At 42.6% G+C, this 20984-nt stretch carries 14 protein-coding genes and 2 tRNA genes; 3 read left to right on the top strand and 13 right to left on the bottom strand.

Going from position 1 to position 20984, the window contains the following annotated elements; translation table 11 throughout:
- Nucleotides 1–6 precede the first annotated feature (6 nt).
- The 3 genes from FXV77_RS07945 to FXV77_RS07935 all read right to left on the bottom strand — a co-directional run bounded on the left by FXV77_RS07945 (nucleotide 7) and on the right by FXV77_RS07935 (nucleotide 7900).
- Nucleotides 7–3132 carry a SusC/RagA family TonB-linked outer membrane protein gene (locus tag FXV77_RS07945; protein ID WP_222867735.1) on the bottom strand — a complete coding sequence of 1042 codons (3126 nt, stop codon included), beginning with the start codon at nucleotides 3130–3132 and terminating at the stop codon, nucleotides 7–9.
- 133 nt (nucleotides 3133–3265) lie between these two features.
- Nucleotides 3266–6832: an alginate lyase family protein gene (locus FXV77_RS07940; RefSeq protein ID WP_222867734.1), complete on the bottom strand. Its 3567-nt coding sequence runs from the start codon at nucleotides 6830–6832 to the stop codon at nucleotides 3266–3268.
- A gap of 21 nt (nucleotides 6833–6853) precedes the next feature.
- On the bottom strand, nucleotides 6854–7900 hold the full coding sequence (locus FXV77_RS07935; RefSeq protein ID WP_246162349.1) for a glycoside hydrolase family 18 protein: 1047 nt from the start codon (nucleotides 7898–7900) through the stop codon (nucleotides 6854–6856).
- A 197-nt stretch (nucleotides 7901–8097) separates the two neighbouring features.
- On the opposite strand from FXV77_RS07935, the gene FXV77_RS07930 reads away from it, so the two are divergent.
- Nucleotides 8098–8286: a hypothetical protein gene (locus tag FXV77_RS07930; protein WP_148918676.1), complete on the top strand. Its 189-nt coding sequence runs from the start codon at nucleotides 8098–8100 to the stop codon at nucleotides 8284–8286.
- A gap of 85 nt (nucleotides 8287–8371) precedes the next feature.
- Here FXV77_RS07930 and fabD read toward each other — a convergent pair whose 3' ends face one another.
- From fabD to FXV77_RS07910, 4 genes are read right to left on the bottom strand one after another with little or no spacing between them, the layout of a single operon-like run.
- Nucleotides 8372–9262, bottom strand: a complete 891-nt coding sequence (gene fabD, locus FXV77_RS07925; RefSeq protein WP_148918675.1) for an ACP S-malonyltransferase — start codon at nucleotides 9260–9262, stop codon at nucleotides 8372–8374.
- Nucleotides 9263–9294: 32 nt separating this feature from the next.
- Nucleotides 9295–10524, bottom strand: a complete 1230-nt coding sequence (locus tag FXV77_RS07920; RefSeq protein WP_187444059.1) for a M16 family metallopeptidase — start codon at nucleotides 10522–10524, stop codon at nucleotides 9295–9297.
- 44 nt (nucleotides 10525–10568) lie between these two features.
- A complete protein-coding gene (locus FXV77_RS07915; protein WP_148918673.1) occupies nucleotides 10569–13394 on the bottom strand; it encodes an outer membrane beta-barrel protein in 2826 nt (941 codons plus the stop codon).
- 20 nt (nucleotides 13395–13414) lie between these two features.
- Nucleotides 13415–14062, bottom strand: a complete 648-nt coding sequence (locus FXV77_RS07910; protein ID WP_148918672.1) for a hypothetical protein — start codon at nucleotides 14060–14062, stop codon at nucleotides 13415–13417.
- Nucleotides 14063–14275: 213 nt separating this feature from the next.
- On the opposite strand from FXV77_RS07910, the gene FXV77_RS07905 reads away from it, so the two are divergent.
- A complete protein-coding gene (locus tag FXV77_RS07905; RefSeq protein ID WP_148918671.1) occupies nucleotides 14276–14872 on the top strand; it encodes a ribonuclease HII in 597 nt (198 codons plus the stop codon).
- A gap of 45 nt (nucleotides 14873–14917) precedes the next feature.
- On the opposite strand, the gene FXV77_RS07900 is transcribed toward FXV77_RS07905, so the two are convergent.
- Nucleotides 14918–17053: a carboxy terminal-processing peptidase gene (locus FXV77_RS07900; protein WP_148918670.1), complete on the bottom strand. Its 2136-nt coding sequence runs from the start codon at nucleotides 17051–17053 to the stop codon at nucleotides 14918–14920.
- A gap of 280 nt (nucleotides 17054–17333) precedes the next feature.
- Here FXV77_RS07900 and FXV77_RS07895 point away from each other — a divergent pair, with 280 nt between their 5' ends.
- Nucleotides 17334–18443, top strand: coding sequence for a tetratricopeptide repeat protein (locus FXV77_RS07895; protein WP_148918669.1), 1110 nt, complete (start codon nucleotides 17334–17336; stop codon nucleotides 18441–18443).
- 52 nt (nucleotides 18444–18495) lie between these two features.
- Here FXV77_RS07895 and FXV77_RS07890 read toward each other — a convergent pair whose 3' ends face one another.
- The 5 genes from FXV77_RS07890 to FXV77_RS07870 form a co-directional block, all read right to left on the bottom strand.
- Entirely contained in the window at nucleotides 18496–19398 is a 903-nt protein-coding gene (locus FXV77_RS07890; protein ID WP_148918668.1) for a sulfite exporter TauE/SafE family protein, read from the bottom strand.
- Between the two features lie 319 nt (nucleotides 19399–19717).
- Entirely contained in the window at nucleotides 19718–20215 is a 498-nt protein-coding gene (locus FXV77_RS07885) for a GNAT family N-acetyltransferase (protein ID WP_148918667.1), read from the bottom strand.
- A complete protein-coding gene (locus tag FXV77_RS07880; protein WP_148918666.1) occupies nucleotides 20212–20508 on the bottom strand; it encodes a type II toxin-antitoxin system TacA family antitoxin in 297 nt (98 codons plus the stop codon). The genes FXV77_RS07885 and FXV77_RS07880 overlap by 4 nt, the downstream gene beginning before the upstream one ends.
- Before the next feature lie 263 nt (nucleotides 20509–20771).
- Nucleotides 20772–20846, bottom strand: a tRNA-Val gene (locus tag FXV77_RS07875).
- Between the two features lie 16 nt (nucleotides 20847–20862).
- Nucleotides 20863–20937: transfer RNA gene (locus FXV77_RS07870), tRNA-Val, on the bottom strand.
- Nucleotides 20938–20984 lie beyond the last annotated feature (47 nt).

Genomic DNA, 20984 nt, shown 5'->3' with positions numbered 1-20984 from the left:
TGTCTTTTAAAAGGTTACGTTTAGACCAAAAGAAATAGAGCGGAAGAACGGATAGGTCGTCGCCGACACATTGTTCGGAACTTCAGGGTCGAATACATTCAACACATCCGTGTATTCCCATAAATCTTGTCCAGAGAAAAATACCCGAAGCTTTTGGATCGCAGGTGTACGAAGAGGAACCGTATAACCCAGCTGCAGATTTTTAAGGCGGACATAGGCTCCATTCTGAATATACCTGTCCGATGGTCGATAATTATGCGCACTCGTCTGGTACATTCGCGGAAAAAAAGCGTCTGGATTATCTGGTGTCCAGCGATCCATATGGATGGTCCACGGTAAATCTGCAGTACCCAGCATAGGTGACAGTGTACCTTCATTGATCAAAAATACACGTTTGGCCACCCCTTGAAAAAAGATACTGGCGTCGAAGCCTTTCCATTGAAAGTCTAGATTGAGTCCATAAAAATAACGTCCGTTCGTCGTTCCGTAGTTTATTAAATCGCCAGGCTCCTCTGGTGTACCCCCACCGGCGCTGATTACCCCGTCGCCATTTAAATCCAGGTATTTAACATCTCCAGCCCCGGCATTGTTCGGAAAAAACGGTGTGGAGACTGTTTGCTTATATTGATCGTATTCCTCCTGGGTCTGGAAGTAACCGTCTGTTCTATACCCCCACACAGTATTCATCGGATACCCTTCCAGTAGCTCCACATGTCCTTCGTTGATGATATTTCGACCATCAAACTTCACCAGGTCATTTTGATTATCCGACAGATTGAATCCGACAGAATAGCTGAAGTCGTTTACTTTATCACGCCATCTCAGGTCAAACTCCCATCCCCAACTTTTCAGCTCCCCGACATTAAAACGGGGCACATTAATTCCGATAATAGAAGGTAAATTCAATGCTGCCAGCATATTTTTATTACGCTTGACGTAGTAATCTCCGGCAAATGATAATCGGTTCTCTAGAAAAGACATGTCCAAACCAACGTTACTTTGCTCAACAACTTCCCAAGTTTTCTGTGCGGAAGCTAACTCTCTTTGGTACAAAAACTGTGTCCGTAAATTGTTAAACACCAATCGATCTTCTTCGTTTGTCGGCACATTTAACCCACTGGTTAGCAGCGGTATATAGTCGTAAAAACCCAAAGACGAGCCATTTCCCAGTTGCCCCCAGGAGCCCCGCAATTTCAATTGATCAAAAACACCGTTATCACGCAGGAAATCTTCCTGATCCAAACGCCATGCTGCCGAGAAAGACGGAAATAATTTCCATCTATTTTCGGGAGCCAGACGCGAACTACCGTCGTAGCGGACGGAAGCTTCAAACAAGTATTTCTCTTGAAAATTATAGTTCAAACGACCAAAATACGACGCAATTGCCCATGTTTCGACCAAATCGCCATTGGTCTTGGTTAATGGATCACCATAGTTTAAGCTAAAAAAGTCGTTGGTGATCATAGACTGTGCTCCTGCCGTGAGTTCATCCTTACGGTATTCCTCATAAGAAGTTCCACCCAAGAGGGTAAAATGGTGATCGTCTGCCACATCGAAATTATAGGTAGCTACCGCTTGGAGGTTATTGAGATATCCCCTATTTTTTGTGTTTTCCGTGCTATTTGGATTATGGATAGAAAAGCGTGTGGTATTTGTAGAACGTCCGTACCACATCAACGTACGTCGGTTACGAACAGACGAAAAATAATCCTGATTACGCGATCCACTCAAATCTACCGTTAATCCCTTTACAAGGTCTTTAATTTTCAAATTAGCCCGCCCCGTGAAAGACTCGTATAAACGTCGCCATTCGCCGCCGTTTTTTTGAATATCCACAGCGTTTATCTGCAAATCTCCGTTGTAGGGTTGCCCTGTTACATCTTCCTCCGGAACATATAAGCTTTGGCGTGTACGGCTTCGATACAAACGATTGATGATCTGATCCGTACCATAGGCATTTTCATTCACTTCAGACCCTACGTAGTTAGCGGAAATATCCAAGCTGATGTATTTGTTTACTTCGGTGCTGAGGTTAGTACGTAGCGTATAACGAGAATTGTCATCCGGTCCGTATCGTAATACGCCGTCACGGTGATAATAACCGGTTGAGATATTATAAACCGTTTTTTCTCCTCCCCCACTGACAGATACATTATGATTGTGCATCCCACTATATTTATTCATCCCCTCCGTCACCCAATTGTTGTTTCCAAAATATTCCCACCTATCTTGCGTTGGGTTTGGACGCACAGAGAAGTTCGGGTTTTTCAACCACTCTATTTGCTCTTCGGTAAATTCCGGGTTTCCCGTCGCATTTAGCCGAGATTCATTAATTAGAATCTGTTCGTCCCAGGAGTTTAAACGTTCCGGTCTGCGAGCGGCCACGTTTACACCATAATAGTTATTGTAATTGATAACGGGCTTACCTTGTTTTCCCTTTTTTGTCGTTACTAAGATAACACCTCCCGCTGCTCTCGCACCATATATAGCCGATGCTGATGCATCTTTCAATACAGATATAGATTCGACATCTTCCGGATTAATCAGATTCAGATCCATTTGTATACCATCCACCAGTACCAAAGCAGACATGGCATTCGCAGAACTGAACCCACGGATACGAATACCATATCCCTCGCTACCTGGTTTACCGCTTCCACGCGTGACAGCTACGCCAGGCAATGTTCCTTGTAAGGCTCCAGTCAAGTTAGCCACTGGCCGGTCGACGAGTTCATCGCCACCAATCTGTGAGACGGCTCCACTGAGGTTTACCTTCTTTTGGGTACCATATCCAACGACCACGACTTCTTCCAAAGCCCCCTGATCCTGCAGAACCACGTTGACTGTCGTTCGTACTCCCACTAAAACCTCTTGTGTTTGGAATCCTACCAAACTGAATAATAAGATTGCTGATTCTCCCGCTTGAATTTCGTAGACACCACGTTCATCGGTGACTGCTATCTGCGAACCATCTTTGACTTTAACCGTGACGTTAACAGCAGGTGTTCCATTCTCGAAACGAACTTCTCCTCTTATTGTTCGCGCCGACTGGGCATAAACAAAATTTAATGTTAAGAGCATGTAGCCTATGATTAGTGCACCATTGCTCATTCGGTTTAAAATTTTTATCATAACATGTTGGTTTAACTTGGACTTTTACGTCTATAATTTGAGGTCTCTCCATACAAAGTTCCACCTTCCTGTGTATTTTGGGGGAGAGAAATTGTTTATTTGAGAGGATAAATCGCTCTACATCGTTATTTTGTTACATCCATAGTAAGGGATGACGAATTGGGGAGTTGCGTTTTACCTCTAGCTCATTGTAATCCAAGGGTAATTGACCCCATAACTGCAGCCATTGTGGCTGCTCGAACATGGTGCTTCCCAAAAGTAGAAATGGATGGGCTATAGGCCAATTATCCCAGTACATGACATCTTTACCAAAAGGCCAAGACACTTTGCTCTTGACATAAGGCACCATAAATTGTATTGCCTTTTCGAGATTCTTTTCACCAAATTGAAAAGTATGGATGGTCGTATCATCCTCTTTTAACATATAACATATACCCGCAAAGACATCTAGATTAAACAGCGAATAACCATAAGGCTTAGTCCGTTCCAATTCTAATGGGAAGCTCCCATCATCTGCCATTTGATTAGGCAACAAAACGGAGCGATATCTTTCATTTGCAAAGGCTAACGCCTCCTCATCTCCAATATACTGTGCAAAGGCTACAACCTGCAGGACCCAGCAGGCTGCATGGTTGTTTTTCGTATCTCTTTCCTGTAAACCGTAAGGATGTGTCATGATCCATTCCAAATAAGCCGAAAACCAAGATTTTGTTCCTACATAGATTTCATGTGGAAGCTCACGAGCGTCATGCAATACCTTTAGTGCACGCGCCACCTCAACGAGGTGAATACCATCAATAATGCCGATTCCACGCCCAGTGGCTATCCCTTTTATGGCCTGTGCATATTCCATGGAGGGATTCATTTTCGTTGTCGGATCTATAAACCATGCCTTCAAGTGTTTCAATGAAGCATCTCGATAGCGTGCGTCGCGGGTCAGTTCCCATGCCGAGACCAGTGTTCCAACGATGTCGCCTAAGCGCATAACAAGGTTTCGGTGATCTATAAAATTATCAGGGTTACTCAAACCATCTTTCCGGATGTAAGGCCCTTCGGGATTATTCGGATCCGGCCACCAATAATCCCCTTCCGAATAAAAGTCGTGTTTTCCGCCAGCACTGCGTGGAGAAACACTGCTGGTAACCGTTAACGGAGGTAAGGTTAACGCTTCTTCCGCTTCCTTCAATACACTTGCTTTAATGCGCTTTGACACCTGTGCCCTGACATTGACAGTGGTATGAGACAGATCCAAGATACAGGTATTCAAGCTATCAGCCTTAACCGTGACCACCACATTCTTTCCAGTACGTACTAAAAGCAGCAAAGCTCTACCGTTATAGGCTTGCAGACGCCGGCTGCCATCAGAGGTTCCCTGATCCACTAACAGTTTTCCTTCGCCTACCGCATCGAAGCTAATATAGTTACTTGCATCGAGACAGCGCACACCATTTTCATCAAAGAGCTGTGCCTCTAGCAAAAGTGTATCCTGTTGTTCTTCCAAGACCTCTAGTGCCACCCGTACTGGCTTGCCCCAGCTTTCAGTCTGATATTCCTGTACCAGCAGGTCACGGATCGTCAGTCCGTTTTTATACCCGATCGCTTCCAGCTTATTTTCACCGGTTTTAAATTTCACCATCCAGCGTAAACCTGCCGCCGGGAAATCCTGGCTATCACGTTTTCGCTTACCCAAGCTTTCCCCATTGAGGAACAGTTCTACTTCCTGGCAATTCGAATAGACTTTCACCATCCTCTCTTGTCCCTCATTTCCCCAACGGACCGGCCAGTTATGTCCATAAATATGAATCATCGGTTTCTCGGCCCAGTAGGATTGAAAAACATAATAGGATTCTTTCTTCTTAAAATCACGGGCCACGACACCCTTTTGGTTCATGTAAGGAACAGGGTTTTCAGGGCGTATTGGTGTAGAGAAGTCTTTGAAAGGCCAATAAGCTGTACCGGTGAGCCAAGGCATCGTTTCCTGTTCCTTTAAATGCCAGTCAATCAAATTCACCATATAACTCTCGCTCCAATCGCCGTCCTTCGAAACCCGCGACGGTCCGCCGTACAAGGATGCATCACCTGCGCGTTCATCAGCAGTAGTACTACGCATCACTTCGGATAACCCGGCATCTGGTGTTTCCGAATGCCGACCGGCATGACTGTCACCTCCCCATTCCACATGCAGAAAATGATCTACCCTTTCAAATTCATTCCTACTCGCTTTTTTATAATCGGTATATACACCACGATACCAACCAGCCCATATCGACGGCGAATACACATCCACAATATCCTTACAGAAGTCGCACCGTCGAATAGCCGTTTTACGGCTATCGTCCAGCTGATGCGACAGGTCGTGTAATTCTTTCATAAATGTCCTTATTTTCTGTTGGTCAAACTCATCAAAATCGCCCGGCCAGTCATTCTCATTACCTAAGCCCCAGATGATAATGGATGGATGGTTAAAATGTTGCTGAATCATATTGGTCAGCATCCTTTTCGCCTGCTGCTGATAAACAGGACCACCTAACCCCCCACGACACCAGGGAATCTCTTCCCACACCAAAATACCAAGTGAATCGCAGGCATCCAGGACAATACGCGACTGCTGGTAATGCCCCAAACGAATAAAATTGACGCCCATTTCTTTCATCATCCGCATTTCCTTCCAGATCTGCTCCTCGGTCATAGCTGGCCCCACACCAGCGTGGTCTTCGTGCCGATGAGTACCACGTAACAACAACCGTTTTCCGTTTAAGTTAAACGGTCCCGACCGGACGAACTCAAAATTCCGAAAACCTATCCGTTCGGAGATCAAGGCCGTATCGACACCCTGTATCACGGCGACTTCCAGGGTATATAGATAAGGGTCGTCCGGAGACCATCTATTTGGTTTCTGTACACGGATATCCCCTAGCATCTGGAATTCGGACCCTGTCTGTAACTGTACGCTCGTGTGTTGCTGCGCGACTATCTTTCCCGATTGATCTTTAATAGTAGTATGGATGTCTGCAATAGATACCTCATCTGGGTTCCACAGCTGTGCCCGCAAAGCGACCATTCCATCGATGTCTGTCAACTTCGTATCAGCAAAGAGATAACGGGCGGAAAGTTTCGGCACATAACATAGATTAACATAACGATATAAACCACCATACACATTAAAGTCAGACAAATCCGAAGGAATCATCTCTACATCCCGCGAATTGTCCGTACGGACCAAGATCGGAACCCGTCCATTGAAATGCTTGGCTACATCCGTTTTGGAGAATTGTGCTACAGCGTCCGTGATATCAACATACCATTCATCGTATCCGCCAACATGCTCACCGACTTTTTCTTGATAGACATACACCTCGCTCTTCTGTCCGGCACCTTCAAAATGCAGGATCGTCCGGCCATCGAGATAGGGATTCTCGATATCCAAATACGTTCTGTACCAAGCCGGGCCTTGGTAATAATTTTTTTCGGGATGCACCGCATCGATCGCGTTGTAGCTATGTGGAAGCGTTATCTTTTCCCAAATAGGTAAGGTTTCGGGTGCACCCTTAGGTACTGGCCGCACGCCCTCCCAAATGTCACCCAAATCCCCTTGGACAAACTCCCATCCATGCAATAGACGATGCTGTTCTTGCGCAACCACCTTTAATCCCGGTGCTATCCCAATTAAAACAAATAACCATAAGAATTTTCTAACCATAATCATCTCTCGTCGTATTTTCTATTTTATAATCCCATTATACACGGCGCGGCGCAGTATCCCTTCCGAGGTGTCGCCGGCATATTCCCAATACATTGCACCCAACAGCCCTTGATCGCGAACATAAGCACATTTAAGGGCGATGGATTCAGGTGTTTCATAGGTCAGCACAAATTCCCCATCTTTATTTATCATGTAATTAGCTTTGGCCTCATCGTCCCATTTTTTCTCGAATCCCTCCAATTTCAACAGGTCTTTATAATCGATGAAACTTTTTACTTCTTTTTTATTTCCCCGTCCGTAGAATGGGATTCCCAAAACAAGCTTTTCTATAGGCATACCTGCTTTAACATGTGCTGCTACCGCTTCTTCGCAGGTAGTCCCTCCTGACAACGGCGAACGATATAAGCTGGCATGGTGATACGGTGGATTGCCGGAATCGTAGGTCATGATATTAACAAAATCAACGGTAGATGCAATATCCCGAAATGCAATATACTTTCCATTTGCCGCCGAAGCCAGCGTCAGCAATTTTCCTTTTCCGATAGCGCTGCGGATGTCGTGCATCAATAAAGTAAAGTTCTCCGTGTCTGCGGGGGAGGACGAAATTCCTCCTGCCGAACTGGTGGGATACTCCCAATCGATATCAATGCCGTCCAATTTGAATTGTTCCACGATACGCAGACAATCTTTGGCAAATTCTTCACGACGGCCGAGAGAGGCCGCCATCTCGCTAAACCTACCGCTTCCCCAACCACCGATAGAGAGCAGGACGTTCAAGTGAGGAGATTGTTTTTTCAGTGCCACGAGGGCCTGTAAACGCTCTGGATTATCGACCCTGACCCCATCAAAACTATCATTCACATGTCCAAAGGCATAGTTGATATGCGTAACATAAGCGGGATCGGGCATGACCGTCGTCCAAGACGTCACATAAGCGATAATAACGCCATCCGCTTTTTTGCAGGCTAGGGTAGTTTGCGGATACCATCCAACAAGCACGACCAGGAAAAAGAGGTAAAAACAAAAAACAGCCTTTCGGTTACTAGACTCCCTTACATACATCATGATAATAGATTTACTTAATTTTTCAGTTTACTGGACGCAAGATGCATATACAACGCCTGCCATAAGAGGAGTTATCGTTCAAAAAGGTGTATAATTTGGTGTAGGAGGAGAAGAATTTATGAAAATCCCCTTATATTCGGACGTGGCTAAAAGGCGTTACCGTATTCCGTTCGGGCATAGCCCCGACAAGAAGGTGTATGCCGCGTGAAACCTTTAGTGGTATTACATTTGAAAAGGCATCGAATTACTGGATGAAATCCGGAGCATCCTCCCCGATGGAAACTTGGCACAACAACCGGATCTCGACGACGACACTCTCCAAAAGCTTAAAGAACTCTATACCGAACGGATTCGCCAAGAAATTCGCGGGAAATATTAACCTGTAATGCGTTACCCCCAAGCAGGACACCATTTCAGACAAAAAGCCACAAGAAGTGGCTTTTTGTTCGATTCTAGCAGCTGCTACCATTCCTATTCGCTGATCGTCGCTGCTGCAGTTTGTACTGAACGATCTACCTTTTTCACTAATCCCTGTAGTACGTTTCCCGGTCCCACTTCTACGAAAGCTTCCGCACCGTCAGCTAGCATTTGTTGTACTGTTTGTGTCCAGCGGACAGCTCCGGTTAATTGTGCAATCAGATTCGCTTTGATTTGTGCCGGATCAGTATAAGGTTTTGCATCCACATTTTGTACAATCGGACAAACAGGCGCTTTGATTTCTGTTTCTTCGATTGCAGCCTGCAATTCTACCTTAGCAGGCTCCATCAACGGAGAATGGAATGCCCCTCCAACATTTAACTTTAGGGCACGTTTAGCTCCCACTTCAGTTAACAAAACACAAGCTTTATCTACCCCTTCTATAGACCCCGAGATAACCAATTGTCCTGGACAGTTGTAATTAGCTGCAACAACAATATCTTCTACTTGCGCACATACTTTCTCCACTGTTTCGTCATCTAACCCTAAAATAGCAGCCATCGTTGACGGCTGCGCCTCACATGCTTTCTGCATCGCATTGGCACGCTTCGCCACCAATCGCAGTCCATCTTCAAAAGATAATGCACCTGCCGCTACCAATGCGGAAAATTCACCTAATGAATGACCTGCCACCATCGCCGGCTGGAAGCTCTCGCCTAAGGCTTTTGCCAAAATAACCGAATGGAGAAAAATAGCGGGCTGTGTTACCTTTGTCTGCTTTAAATCTTCATCCGTTCCCGAAAACATAATATCGGTAATCCGGAAACCCAAAATATCATTCGCTTTTTCAAAAAGAGATTTAGTCTCTTCATTTAAGTTGTATAAGTCCTGCCCCATTCCTACGAACTGAGCACCTTGACCTGGAAAAATATAAGCTGTTTTCATATATTTATTTTTCTATAATTCTGTCGTTTTATCTAGGTTTCCGGAACAAATGCTAACGATGTGAGCTTCTTCTCATCAAAGATATCCCGGGCAATGGATAACAAGTCGTTGGTAGATACCGCATCTATCTTTTCAAAGACTTCGTTCAGCGATATGACCCGATCATAATCCATTACATTTTTTGCTTCCGCTATAATCATGCTCATTCTATTCTCCTCTGCCAACGCGATTTGTCCTTTAAACTTATTTTTCGCTTTTTGCAGTTGATTTTCAGAGACACCTTTCGCTTTCAATTTATCAAGCTCTCGAAAAACCAATTTTTTAGCTTGCTTGATTTTTTCCTCATCCGTACCAAGATAAATCGTGAACAACCCCGTATCCGTAAATAACGTGTAATTTGATTCAATTGTATAAGCAATCCCGTATCTTTCCCGAACCACGAGGTTAAGGATAGAAGTCATACCAAAGCCACCCAACATATTATTAAGTAGAAGTAGCCCCGTTTTACGGTCGTCATGAATACTATATGCGGGTGCTCCCAACATGAAGTGAACCTGATTGATAGGTTTCTGTAACGCTATATGTTCCGATATATTCACGAACGCCTCTTGACGAGAACGTAGAGGCCTATTTTCCTTTACCGGCTCGAAGTAACGTCTTAACATTTTCTCCACCGCTTTTAACTCATAATCACCTGTGATACCAATAACGATGTCATTGGTGTGATAATTTTGATGGATAAATTGCTGCACATCTTCTTTCGTAAAAGCCAGAAGGTCCTTCTCCAAACCCAGAATATTATGCCCCAATCCCGAACGTTTAAAAATCAAATCTTCATAATCATCCATAATCGATTCTTCGGGATTATCCCGGTAGGATGCCATTTCGTCTACGATAACACCTTTTTCTTTTTCCATTTCATCTACCGGAAACGTGGAATGGAAGATGATGTCTTCAAATAAATCCAGCGCCTTATGCAGGTGTGGTTTTAAAATAGAAGCATGTATACACGTATATTCTTTAGTGGTGTAAGCGTTTAAGTCTCCTCCGACAGCTTCCAAATGATTAAGAATCTGTTGCGTGGATCGTCGTTCTGTTTGCTTAAACAGTAGGTGCTCGATAAAATGGGCCACACCATATTTGCCCTCTTCTTCATCTCGGGAACCAGCATTTACAACCAGACAGGTGTGCGTAATAGGAGAAATCTGACGGTGAAATACCGCACGGATACCGTTATCCAAGCGGATAATTTCATATTCCATATTCATCAAAGTCAAATGGCAAAAGTAGCAATAAAAAAGGACATTTACATCCTCGGCCGTCTCATCCCCCTTGGGCCACTTTCTTCCTGAAAAGGATTCATCCCCGAAAACTTCTGAAATCTGAAGGTAAAGGTCAACATAAAATACCTTCCTAAACGATTAGTACGGGAGTCCGTCAGTATATCGCCAACCGTTCTATTAATATTGATCTGCTGATCTAATAAGTCAAAAGCTTGTAAGCGTATTGTACCTCGTTGTCCTTTCAATAGACGTTGTTCAATATAGGTATTGACGATGAATGGATTTTCCGTTGCTCGGTAGCCTTTATTAAAAGTCTTGGAAACATCAGCCCCAAAAATGGTCGTCGGTGTGATATTTACAGAACCTATCAGTGTTGGCGAAAACGATGACACATTTCCCTGTGAATACTGTGGTAAAGATGATTTGGTTATATTATAAGAGTACCGTGCTCCCGGACTAATTTCCAGATTCTCCGATGGTGTATACCGAAAAAACAGTCCTTGCATCAAAACCGTATTATTGGTCACGTTTTTATCCCCTTCCAACGCATCGGGATCTTCTGCTATGTAGGCGATATTCTTATTATAATTGGCGCTACCCATATACATGATGTTATAGGTCTTATCTTTTAGTGAGCGCCCTAGGTGGTAAAAGGAATTAACGGAATAAACAGGCTCCGATTCGTTTAAATAACGTACTTCCTGGTAAATACCATCGCCCTCAACAGGGTAACGTTTATTAAAAGAGACGATTTTGTCCGTGGTCAAATTGGCATTGATCGTCGCGAAGAATGTCTTTCCTTTTTGGAAGTCGCCACTACGGAAACGAATTCGACCGCTGTGCTGAAATTCAGGGTCGAGATTAGGATTCCCGATCGTTGTACTTGTGCGGTTTGTACTCACTTCAAAAGGGAGTATCTGCGACACCCCCGGTTCAGAAGCACGCGCAGAATAATTAAATGTAATATTCGACTGTCTTGAAAATCTATATTCAAACCGGGCGATCGGAATGATATTAAAATTTTTCCGGTCAATTGCTGCAGATTCCGATGCATTATATGCATTTCCGCTCAAAACAGTAGGTTGTACCGCAGCTCCTATACTATACTTAATTTTATCTTTGTCATAAGAATAGTTTGCCCCCACCCGGTGGGAAGTAAATGCATAGTCGTAATCATACGAATAATTCAGCACAGCAGCGGCGTCTACCCCATTAGCTATAGGGTTACCGTCTCTATCAAACCCATTTTGCCTGTCGAAATTATCATAATCGTTAATATTGAAATCGTATGTCAGCTCCATCCGGCTGTTTTCGCCAAGAGGTTCCGTGTAAGAAACAGATGTTCCAGCATTCCAACTTTTGTTTTGCGCTTCCCGGATGGTCTGCTCATAAATCTCGCCTATCTCTTGATCTTGGTTATTGGGGTCATATATAAGGCGATCTAAAATCTGGTTATAATCGTTTTCCGAAACAGCATTGTCGTAATTAAAATTGATAAAGAAATTTCTTCCCTTGTCGTTCAGCCGTCTGTTGTACAATCCACTGATCCCGTACCGTGGCGCATTGCTGCCGTTCAGTTGGGTCTGCATCTGTGTATAATCGAGCACATTATTTAAGTAAAAGATGGAACTATCCAGATTATTCAAATCATTCTTGTTAAAGCCAAATTGCGGTGTCAATTTCAAATAGTCTTTTTCTGAAATATTCCATTCCACATTCGCTTCCATACGATGATTTGTACGGATACTGTTATTATCCTGATCACTATCCACGCCCATATTCTGCCCGATATATTCCGTAAATGATTGTGTTTGTGTGTTATTATCATCCCTACCAAACGAATACGAACCATACACCTTCAACTTATCGCTGAAATCATGACGGACGTTCAAACCAATTGATCCTACCTTGGTGATACCATCGGAACCTCCCCACATACCTCCACTACCTCCACGGCCACCGCCGCCTCCCATGCGTCGACGCGCACCACCACCCATCGTGTTAAAGTCGAATAAGTTGGCATTCATATTATTCAGGTTTCCCAATACAGAAACCTGCGTCTTATCCGTCAAGCCCATCCACATACCCGTAGTCTGGAATCTTTCTTCCGTTCCATAGCCTACGCGCACCGTTGCCATTTGACCTTTATTATATTCCGGATCGATCTGAATATTTAAAACTTTTTCTGAATCTCCGGTTCTATTACCTGTCAAGTTTGCCATATCTCCATAATCATCGATCACTTGCATTTTTTCAATGATATTGGCGGGGAGGTTTTGCGTCGCTGTTTTCACATCGCCACCAAAAAAATCCTTCCCATTGATACGTACCCGTGCAATCTGTTCACCTTGAGCCGTTACATTCCCATCCTTATCTACTTCCACACCTTGTAACCTTTTTAACGCATCCTCAGCCAATGCGCCTTCCCTTAATTTCAGATCCTTTGTGGAATATTCGACTGTATCTCCTTTCACCTGCACCGTAAGCACACCATCAACGATGACTTCTTCCAGCATATTCGCTATTCCTTGTAGTTGAAACGACGGAATTGTCATTTTATCCTGCCCCGGCGAAAAACTGAATTGTCGGGCAAAGGGTTCGAAGCCCAAACTGCTTACTTTAACGGTAAACGTTTCTGATTTCACATTGTTAAATGTAAATATACCTGCCGGAGACGCACTGGTGCCCAACGTATCTTTATCGCCCTCCAATTGCACAGAAGCTCCAGCCACCACCCTGGACTCATCATCCCGTAACATACCTTGTACTGTCTTGCCGGTCTGTGCCACAGCAGTCGATGCGGATAACAAAACCGCCAAACCACAAATTATTATCAAAAAACCTTTCATATTTTTTTTTAAATCGTATGCTAATCTATCTTTGTTTCTAACAGTACCGCTAGTGTCAGTTTATCTTTAGACCGGGGGGCTGGTCTTCCACGATAGGGACCATACATTCCGCCTGAACGGCCGGGTGTAATTTTCTTAGAAGAAACTAATGGTGTTAAGCCATCATAAATCCCAAGCTTTAATATTGCAACGGGTATTGTATAATCCAATAGCGATTTCGGAATAACCGCTTCATAATACAACTTTCCATCGTCCATACGTGCCTTGGCTTGCAGACCATAACCGTTTTCTAAAGATAAAAGCCCATTAGGAACTGTTCGAAAACCATATACAAAATATCCACGCGAACGATTAATTAACGCCGCTTTGTAAGCCCCATCAGAATCGTGCTCCTCATGCATCATCGCGCGCTTCACTTCGTTATCGGGATAAGGAAATAGAAATTGGATATCGTCTCTGTTTTTCTTATTAGATTGGACAGTCAGCAAAACACCGTTTTTGGCCGCTAAATGCTGTATCATCGGGTTTACTATACGGACAGCAACGTAGAGATTAGAAGGATCCTGCGCCAGCTGATAGAACCAAAAACCTTCATCCTCGACATTGCGCAATGTATCCCATTCCCCTAAATCAGCATCAATCTTTATATCCGATAATGATTGGATCATTATCTTTTGCTTTTTTTGTGCAAAAGACGGACTCATTCCCGCGATTAGTAGTATGCCAAAAAGAAATGCTTTCATCGTTAGTTATTACTTCGTTTTATTAATGCTTTACTTATAGACTCCTCTATCATGGCAAAGTAAAAAAGAAGAAACGCTTTTTTATTGAATATCACACACATGTTACATACAGTCCGGCACTTTTCGTATTTTAGCAGGATGTTATTATCAACTTTTCAACGGGATGTAATGGAAGCGGGTTGTGACGAAGCTGGAAGAGGATGCTTAGCAGGGCCGGTATTCGCCGCTGCCGTTATCTTTCCACCAGATTATTGCAATGCATTGCTCAACGACTCTAAGCAACTTACGGAAAAGAAAAGAATGGCTTTACGCCCCGTGATTGAAGAAGAGGCTTTGGATTTTGCCGTGGCCAGTGTCTCGGCAGAAGAAATTGATCATATTAATATTTTAAATGCATCCTATTTGGCCATGCACCGCGCACTAGATCAACTCAAAACAAAAGCAGCCTATATCATCGTAGACGGCAACAGATTCAAGGCGTATCAAGATATACCCCATCAATGTATCGTAAAAGGTGATGGAAAATACCTATCTATTGCCGCTGCGTCTATTTTAGCGAAGACCTATCGGGACGAATACATGCACAATCTTGCAAACGAATTTCCATACTACGATTGGTTGTCTAACAAAGGATACCCCACCATCAAGCACCGTAGTGCGATCTTACAACATGGCATTAGTCCACATCATAGAAAATCGTTTCGGGTTACAGATCCCCAGTTGAAGTTATTTTGATTACATAAAACAAGTAGAGACGCCGTTTAGCGTCTCTATTAAATTTTATTTCTTTGCCAACTTGGTTTGCCCAAGTCGTATATAATCCGCTATCACATTCAGACTCTCGTCTAAAATAAAATCGAAATCCGTTTTAGGTTGTGGATCTCCTTCTTTCCATAACGGAAGTCCACGCAATTCTAAGCCCTTGTTGATGCGCGCTCTATTTTTAGCTCTGGTCTTCTCCCGCTCCTGCTTTAGCTTGTCTTGGTTCAAGCTAATTTCTTGAATAGAGTCCAATTTTTGGAACTCCTCGATATCTTCTAAAAGATAAGCATACTCCGGGGATTGCCCCATACGGGATTCATGAACCGCTTTCAACTGGTCTTTTAAATTCGTCAAATCCGCGACAGTTGTAAAGCTAGACGGCTTGATCTGATCCCATGGCAACGCCGATGGCTCCGAGCTTTCTCCGAATTTCTCCGCCGTATATTGTGTCGGGAAAACAATATCGGGTATTACCCCTTTATGTTGTGTGCTGCTTCCCGTTACACGGTAAAATTTACCCATCGTAATATTAATCTGACCGAACTCTGGTGCACCGTTAGGTGTCTCCGGATCTTTGTCCAATCCTTTAGCTTTTAACAATAACTTATTAGTTGCGCTGATAAAGCGTGACATCTCAATAGCGGATTGTACTGTTCCCTTTCCATAAGATTGCGTTCCCAATACAATACCTCTACCGTAGTCTTGAATTGCACCTGCAAAAATCTCTGACGCCGACGCTGAAAAACGGTTGATCAGCACACCAAACGGCCCATCCCAAGCAACACCAGAATCGTTGTCACTATCTACTTCTACCCGGTCGCGCACATCACGTACCTGAACAACCGGACCTTTATCAATAAACAATCCTGTCAATTCAATAGCTTCCTGCAATGAACCGCCACCGTTGTTTCTCAAATCTAGCACCACAGCATCTACATTTTCCTGGCGGAGGCTATCCAAAATCAGACGGACATCTCTTGTTGTACTCTTGTAATTTGGATCACGACGGCGGTATGCCTCAAAATCAATATAGAATTTTGGCAATTTGATAAGCCCTAATTTATATGTCTTCCCGTCCTCACCTTTAATCTGCTTTATTTCTTTCTGAGCAGATTCCTCCTCGATAACAATTTTATCTCTTTTCAGCGCCACAATCTTCGGCTGCGCGGTAAGCTCTTGACCTGCCGGAATCACCTTCAACTTTACAACAGTGTTCTTTGGCCCTTTAATCTTGGCTACCGCTGCATCCAGACGCCACCCAATGATATCCTCAAATTCTCCCTCTCCCTGTGCTACCCCAATAATTCTATCGTCTACATTTAAACTTTTATCTTTAAACGCAGGACCTCCCGCGATGACCTCTTTAATCGTGACCATTTCATTTTCCATCATCAAGCGTGCGCCAATACCTTCAAATGTATTGGACATACTTTCGTTAAATGCTTGTGCGAATGAAGGGTTATAGTAGGTGGTATGCGGATCAACGGCATCTGTCAGCGCCGTCATGATAAGCTGAAATGCGTCATTTGAATTGGTCTGCTTCGCTTGGCTAACAAGATTCTTGTAACGTTTGCGCAATGTCTCCTTATGTTTTTCTACGTCAACGGAATCTTTATCTGTACTGGTCAATCGTAAATTCAACAAGTCATATTTTACACGCTTACGCCATTGATCTTTTAGTTCGCTCTCATCCTTGAAATAAGGAAGTTTTTCCCTATAAGCCACGTATTTTTCATCGATATCAAAATCATGAGGAACGTCTACTTGCGTCAATGCATATTCCATTGCTTCCAAATAGCGCTGAGAATATACATTGAAAAGATAAAACGGCGCCGATAAATCGCCTTTTCTAAAATCTTGACTAACCGTATTCTCAAATTGTTTGAAATCATCAATATCAGACTGTAATAAGTAATTGCGTCCTTGATCCATCGATTTCAACAGGTTTGTAAAAACAATCCGCGATAACGAATCCGTCATCGGAACTTTTTTATAACTATAATTTTCTAATAGATTGGCTACCTCGGCTGCAATAACTTCATGCTGTGCCGACGGTTTTAATTGTAACGCCTCTTCATCCAAACTCACACGGGGTTTTGATCCACAAGCAATAAACGAAATTAAAGCCAGACCAAATACGATATTCTTAAACATATAAGATATTTTTTTTAAATACATTTGCAATAATCCTTTTCAGTACGCAAAACTTACAACAAAATTTTGATTGCCATAAAAATACTGAAAACAATGCATAAAATAATAGTGCCTCCAAAATTAACAACAAGAAGTTACTAAGTTAAACATTAATTTACTTTTAAATAACTTAATAAAGGGGGAGATTATTGTGTAAAGATTCTATGACGGGCGAGAAAAGATACGCATTTGTGATTCTCCTAATTAGACGCTATTTTTGTAAAATAGGAAAGGAACGCGTATGAAACTCGATAAAAAGAGTCATTTTTATATATTAGGTGTGTTCGCTCTGGGACTTAGCAGCACTTATGCCCAAGCGCAACAAGCCGACAGCGCGTTGGATCCAGCGGGTTACATTAATAAGTATGACACAGATTTTGATGGTGTAGGCCCCCGGGTATATGTACTTCCTGCTCCTCGGACCCGTGAGGAGTTGTTGACAGATTCTTATAAAGAGAAAATATCTTTCCAGGACAGCATCGACAAGGCCCTTGATTTTCAGCAGTTGATCGCGGAATTTAAAACCACGCGTGCTGAAATGAATGTGCAATACCTGTTGTCGCCTATGCCTAGTACGGCTTTGGCATGGAATGAACTCGTGGAGCGAGAAGTCGAGCGCGGTAATTACAACACAGCTTATGGCTTGTTGCATACTTATGCATCATTATCCTTAAAAGAAGGAACGATCACCCAAACGTTAGGTTTATTGCAAAGTGCTCTTCAGCACGCGCAGAAAACACCAAACGCATCAGATGTCGCCGTTATTCAGTATAATCTAGCCAACATTTATTTATACGATAAGAACATTCAACAGGCGGGTTACTTTCAAGAAGCTTATTATAACACGGCAGTTCAACAGAAGAGTATTATTGAGCAAGCTAATTCACTTCTGAAAATAGCCCTTATCCAAGCACATGACAAAGACTACCGTTCTGCCGAGAACAACATCATTCGTAAAGCTATTCCACTGCTAAACCGAGCAAAAGCTTACGAACAGAAAATTGTTGCATGGCAGACCTTGGCCCGGATTTATCAATTACAAAATAAACATACGGAAGCGCAGTGGTTTCTGATTCAAGCCCGTGATCTGGCAAATAGTAAAAACTTCAGTGGAGAGCTTGCCGAAATTGAATATATGCTTGCGTCTTCGAAGTTTGTTCAGCAGAATTACAATGTGGCGAAAAAGGAGTTTCTCCAAGCAGGCGAGCTCGCTAAATCGGAAGATAACAAACTGCTTCAACTCGCTATTGTAGATAAATTGGGTCAGATATACATGACACAGAGCGACTTCAATAATGCAGAAACCGCGCTCCATAACTACCATGATTTGCGGGAAGAGCTTTTTCGGTAAATAAATACACGTACCAACGCCAATTGAATACCTGTGTAATTTTAATAATATTTTATAGCAGGAATGCCTGTACGATTCCCCATGTAGAGGTCGCAACAATCAAGACACTGACTAAGATCAGTAGCAATTTTGGCTTGATTTTAGAAGCCAAATAAGCCCCTAATGGCGCCGCTATAACGCCCCCTATAACCAGACCTAATACAATATCCAAGTGCTGCACACCGAGTACGAAAACAAAGACTGCGGTAGCAAAATAGGTAACAAAAAACTCCGCGGTATTCACCGTGCCTATCGTATGTCGCGGACTATGACCTTGACTTAATAAATTAGAGGTGACGATAGGCCCCCATCCCCCTCCTCCAATGGCATCCAACAATCCACCGAAAAAAGCTAAAAAAGAGGCATACTTGGTTTTAGGACGACTTTCTTCGCGTTTTTTAAACGCTTTAGTGAATATATAAATACCCAGACCCAACAAATAAATGGAAATATAGGGTTTGATAACATCGCCATCAAATACACCTGACAACAGATATGCACCTAAAGATGCTCCAATGACACCGGTGATAACAATCTTAAAAAACAACGATTTATCAATATTCTTAAAGCGAATATGGGAAAGGCCGGAGACGCCGGTCGTGAAGATTTCTGACGTATGAACACTTGCAGATGCCAACTTTGGGGGCACGCCTAAAAACAACAACAGACTAGTACAGCTAACACCATATGCCATTCCTAAAGCGCCATCCACCATCTGAGCGACGAAACCTGCCAATATGAAAAAGAAAAAAGTGGTTCCAAAATGTAACTCACTATTTTGATATCCCGTTATCAAGAAATAACCGAGATACCATACAATAATCAATTTCAGGCCTATAATAATCCACGCGATGTACGGGAAAACATTTTTTTTATTCGGAATTGCAATATCAATATTTTCTACTCTACCACTCATAGTTAACTATTTACAATAATTAAATTATTTGATGTTTAATAATTCGTGAGCAAATATATAATTTAAATTATTAATATCTACTATATTTATAGACTTTATATTTTTATATCCTTTTTGAGAATATTTTTCCTTGGGAAATAGATATAGATAGTTTTCGGACCGTCTATTTTTATAAATACGGAGAGATTATAGAATAATAATTTATTCCTTAGCTAGTATGACTATCTGTTGCTTACTATTACAAGCCCGTGGTATTGCATCTTTGTTATGATCAATAACACCTACCATATACAAATTTGAAAAGATAAGGTGGAAAGAATTAAAATCCCAGCCGAGCGATATCTGCCATCGGCAAAAACATCTTCCCACTATCGGGCAAAAGAATAAAACCAAATTTGTTATAGAATGCAACGGCGTCGCTATCTAATGGGTCAACGACGACTCCTATTGATCCCAAACTTTTGCTGGCATCATAACTCCGCTTAAGTGCATCAATTAATATAATGCTACCCAAACCTTGACCTTTAAATTTTGTATCAATGGCCAGTCTGCCGAGTAAGGTTACGGGAAGTGCCTCATAGGATTTAGGCATCTTTTTTTTGATGGATTCGGGCATCATCTCTGCCGGAATGGACGCATTTGAAAGCGTGTAATAACCTTTCACAGTCGTATCTTCAAACATGGCAAACACAACGCATAATTTGCGTTTGACGTCCTGGCTAGCCTGAAAATGAAAATAGTTGTCGAGCATTTCCTTACCACAATTAAAGACCTTCTTGTTTAAGGAGGGGTTAAGTGGCTCTATTCTGATGCTCATTTATTCTCTTGTATGAATTTTTTATATTGCTCTGCTGCATCCTGCAATCTTTTGTTTGGACCTACAGGGTTGGTTAAAGCGTTAAAAAATATTTCACGGTCTTTTTCAGATGCAAGAATGGTATTATGTTCTTGAATAATGGCAGTCGCTTTCTCCTGTACAGCATTGATTACAAAATCTGTAAGGGTACGAAACCCTCCCAAACTGGCAGCATGTTCAAAAAGCTCCTTCTGAACCTTTGGGATCTTAGCATCAAATCTTGCTTTTTTTGATAATGTCAATTGCTTCTCCATAATAAAATAAATTTATTGACGCAAATATACGGAAATATTCCGTACGACAAAAACACTTTTTGTATCATTTTTTATTTCCCAGCATTTTATTGATTACAATCGTTCTTCTTAAGTATAGTTTTAACAGACGAACTTGTTTTGACGAAATTGCGGAACAATGGAACGGAATTCCAGAACACAAACAGGAAATTGAATGGACTTTGGTTATGCGATACTGCATAAAAAAAGCCCTTTTTTTCATCAAAAAGGACTTTTCCGTGTTGTGGGAGATACTGGGTTCGAACCAGTGACCCCCTGCTTGTAAGGCAGGTGCTCTGAACCAGCTGAGCTAATCTCCCGAGGTTCTATATGATGTGGAGAATACTGGGTTCGAACCAGTGACCCCCTGCTTGTAAGGCAGGTGCTCTGAACCAGCTGAGCTAATTCTCCAAGCCTTTCGCTTATTGCGTGTGCAAATATAGGGGTAAAATCTGATT

It is taken from the genome of Sphingobacterium phlebotomi (genome assembly GCF_008180195.1).
In the GTDB taxonomy this organism is placed as follows: Bacteria; Bacteroidota; Bacteroidia; order Sphingobacteriales; family Sphingobacteriaceae; genus Sphingobacterium; species Sphingobacterium phlebotomi.
Note: the sequence above shows the minus strand (reverse complement) of the source record. Positions and strands in the feature narration are given on the sequence as shown.

What these genes read in the sequence shown, in the direction of transcription:
- FXV77_RS07945 (WP_222867735.1), bottom strand. Translation starts at nt 3,132, where the DNA reads ATGATAAAAATTTTAAACCGAATGAGCAATGGTGCACTAATCATAGGC.
- FXV77_RS07940 (WP_222867734.1), bottom strand. Translation starts at nt 6,832, where the DNA reads ATGGTTAGAAAATTCTTATGGTTATTTGTTTTAATTGGGATAGCACCG.
- FXV77_RS07935 (WP_246162349.1), bottom strand. Translation starts at nt 7,900, where the DNA reads ATGATGTATGTAAGGGAGTCTAGTAACCGAAAGGCTGTTTTTTGTTTT.
- FXV77_RS07930 (WP_148918676.1), top strand. Translation starts at nt 8,098, where the DNA reads ATGCCGCGTGAAACCTTTAGTGGTATTACATTTGAAAAGGCATCGAAT.
- fabD (WP_148918675.1), bottom strand. Translation starts at nt 9,262, where the DNA reads ATGAAAACAGCTTATATTTTTCCAGGTCAAGGTGCTCAGTTCGTAGGA.
- FXV77_RS07920 (WP_187444059.1), bottom strand. Translation starts at nt 10,524, where the DNA reads ATGGAATATGAAATTATCCGCTTGGATAACGGTATCCGTGCGGTATTT.
- FXV77_RS07915 (WP_148918673.1), bottom strand. Translation starts at nt 13,394, where the DNA reads ATGAAAGGTTTTTTGATAATAATTTGTGGTTTGGCGGTTTTGTTATCC.
- FXV77_RS07910 (WP_148918672.1), bottom strand. Translation starts at nt 14,062, where the DNA reads ATGATCCAATCATTATCGGATATAAAGATTGATGCTGATTTAGGGGAA.
- FXV77_RS07905 (WP_148918671.1), top strand. Translation starts at nt 14,276, where the DNA reads ATGTTATTATCAACTTTTCAACGGGATGTAATGGAAGCGGGTTGTGAC.
- FXV77_RS07900 (WP_148918670.1), bottom strand. Translation starts at nt 17,053, where the DNA reads ATGTTTAAGAATATCGTATTTGGTCTGGCTTTAATTTCGTTTATTGCT.
- FXV77_RS07895 (WP_148918669.1), top strand. Translation starts at nt 17,334, where the DNA reads ATGAAACTCGATAAAAAGAGTCATTTTTATATATTAGGTGTGTTCGCT.
- FXV77_RS07890 (WP_148918668.1), bottom strand. Translation starts at nt 19,398, where the DNA reads ATGAGTGGTAGAGTAGAAAATATTGATATTGCAATTCCGAATAAAAAA.
- FXV77_RS07885 (WP_148918667.1), bottom strand. Translation starts at nt 20,215, where the DNA reads ATGAGCATCAGAATAGAGCCACTTAACCCCTCCTTAAACAAGAAGGTC.
- FXV77_RS07880 (WP_148918666.1), bottom strand. Translation starts at nt 20,508, where the DNA reads ATGGAGAAGCAATTGACATTATCAAAAAAAGCAAGATTTGATGCTAAG.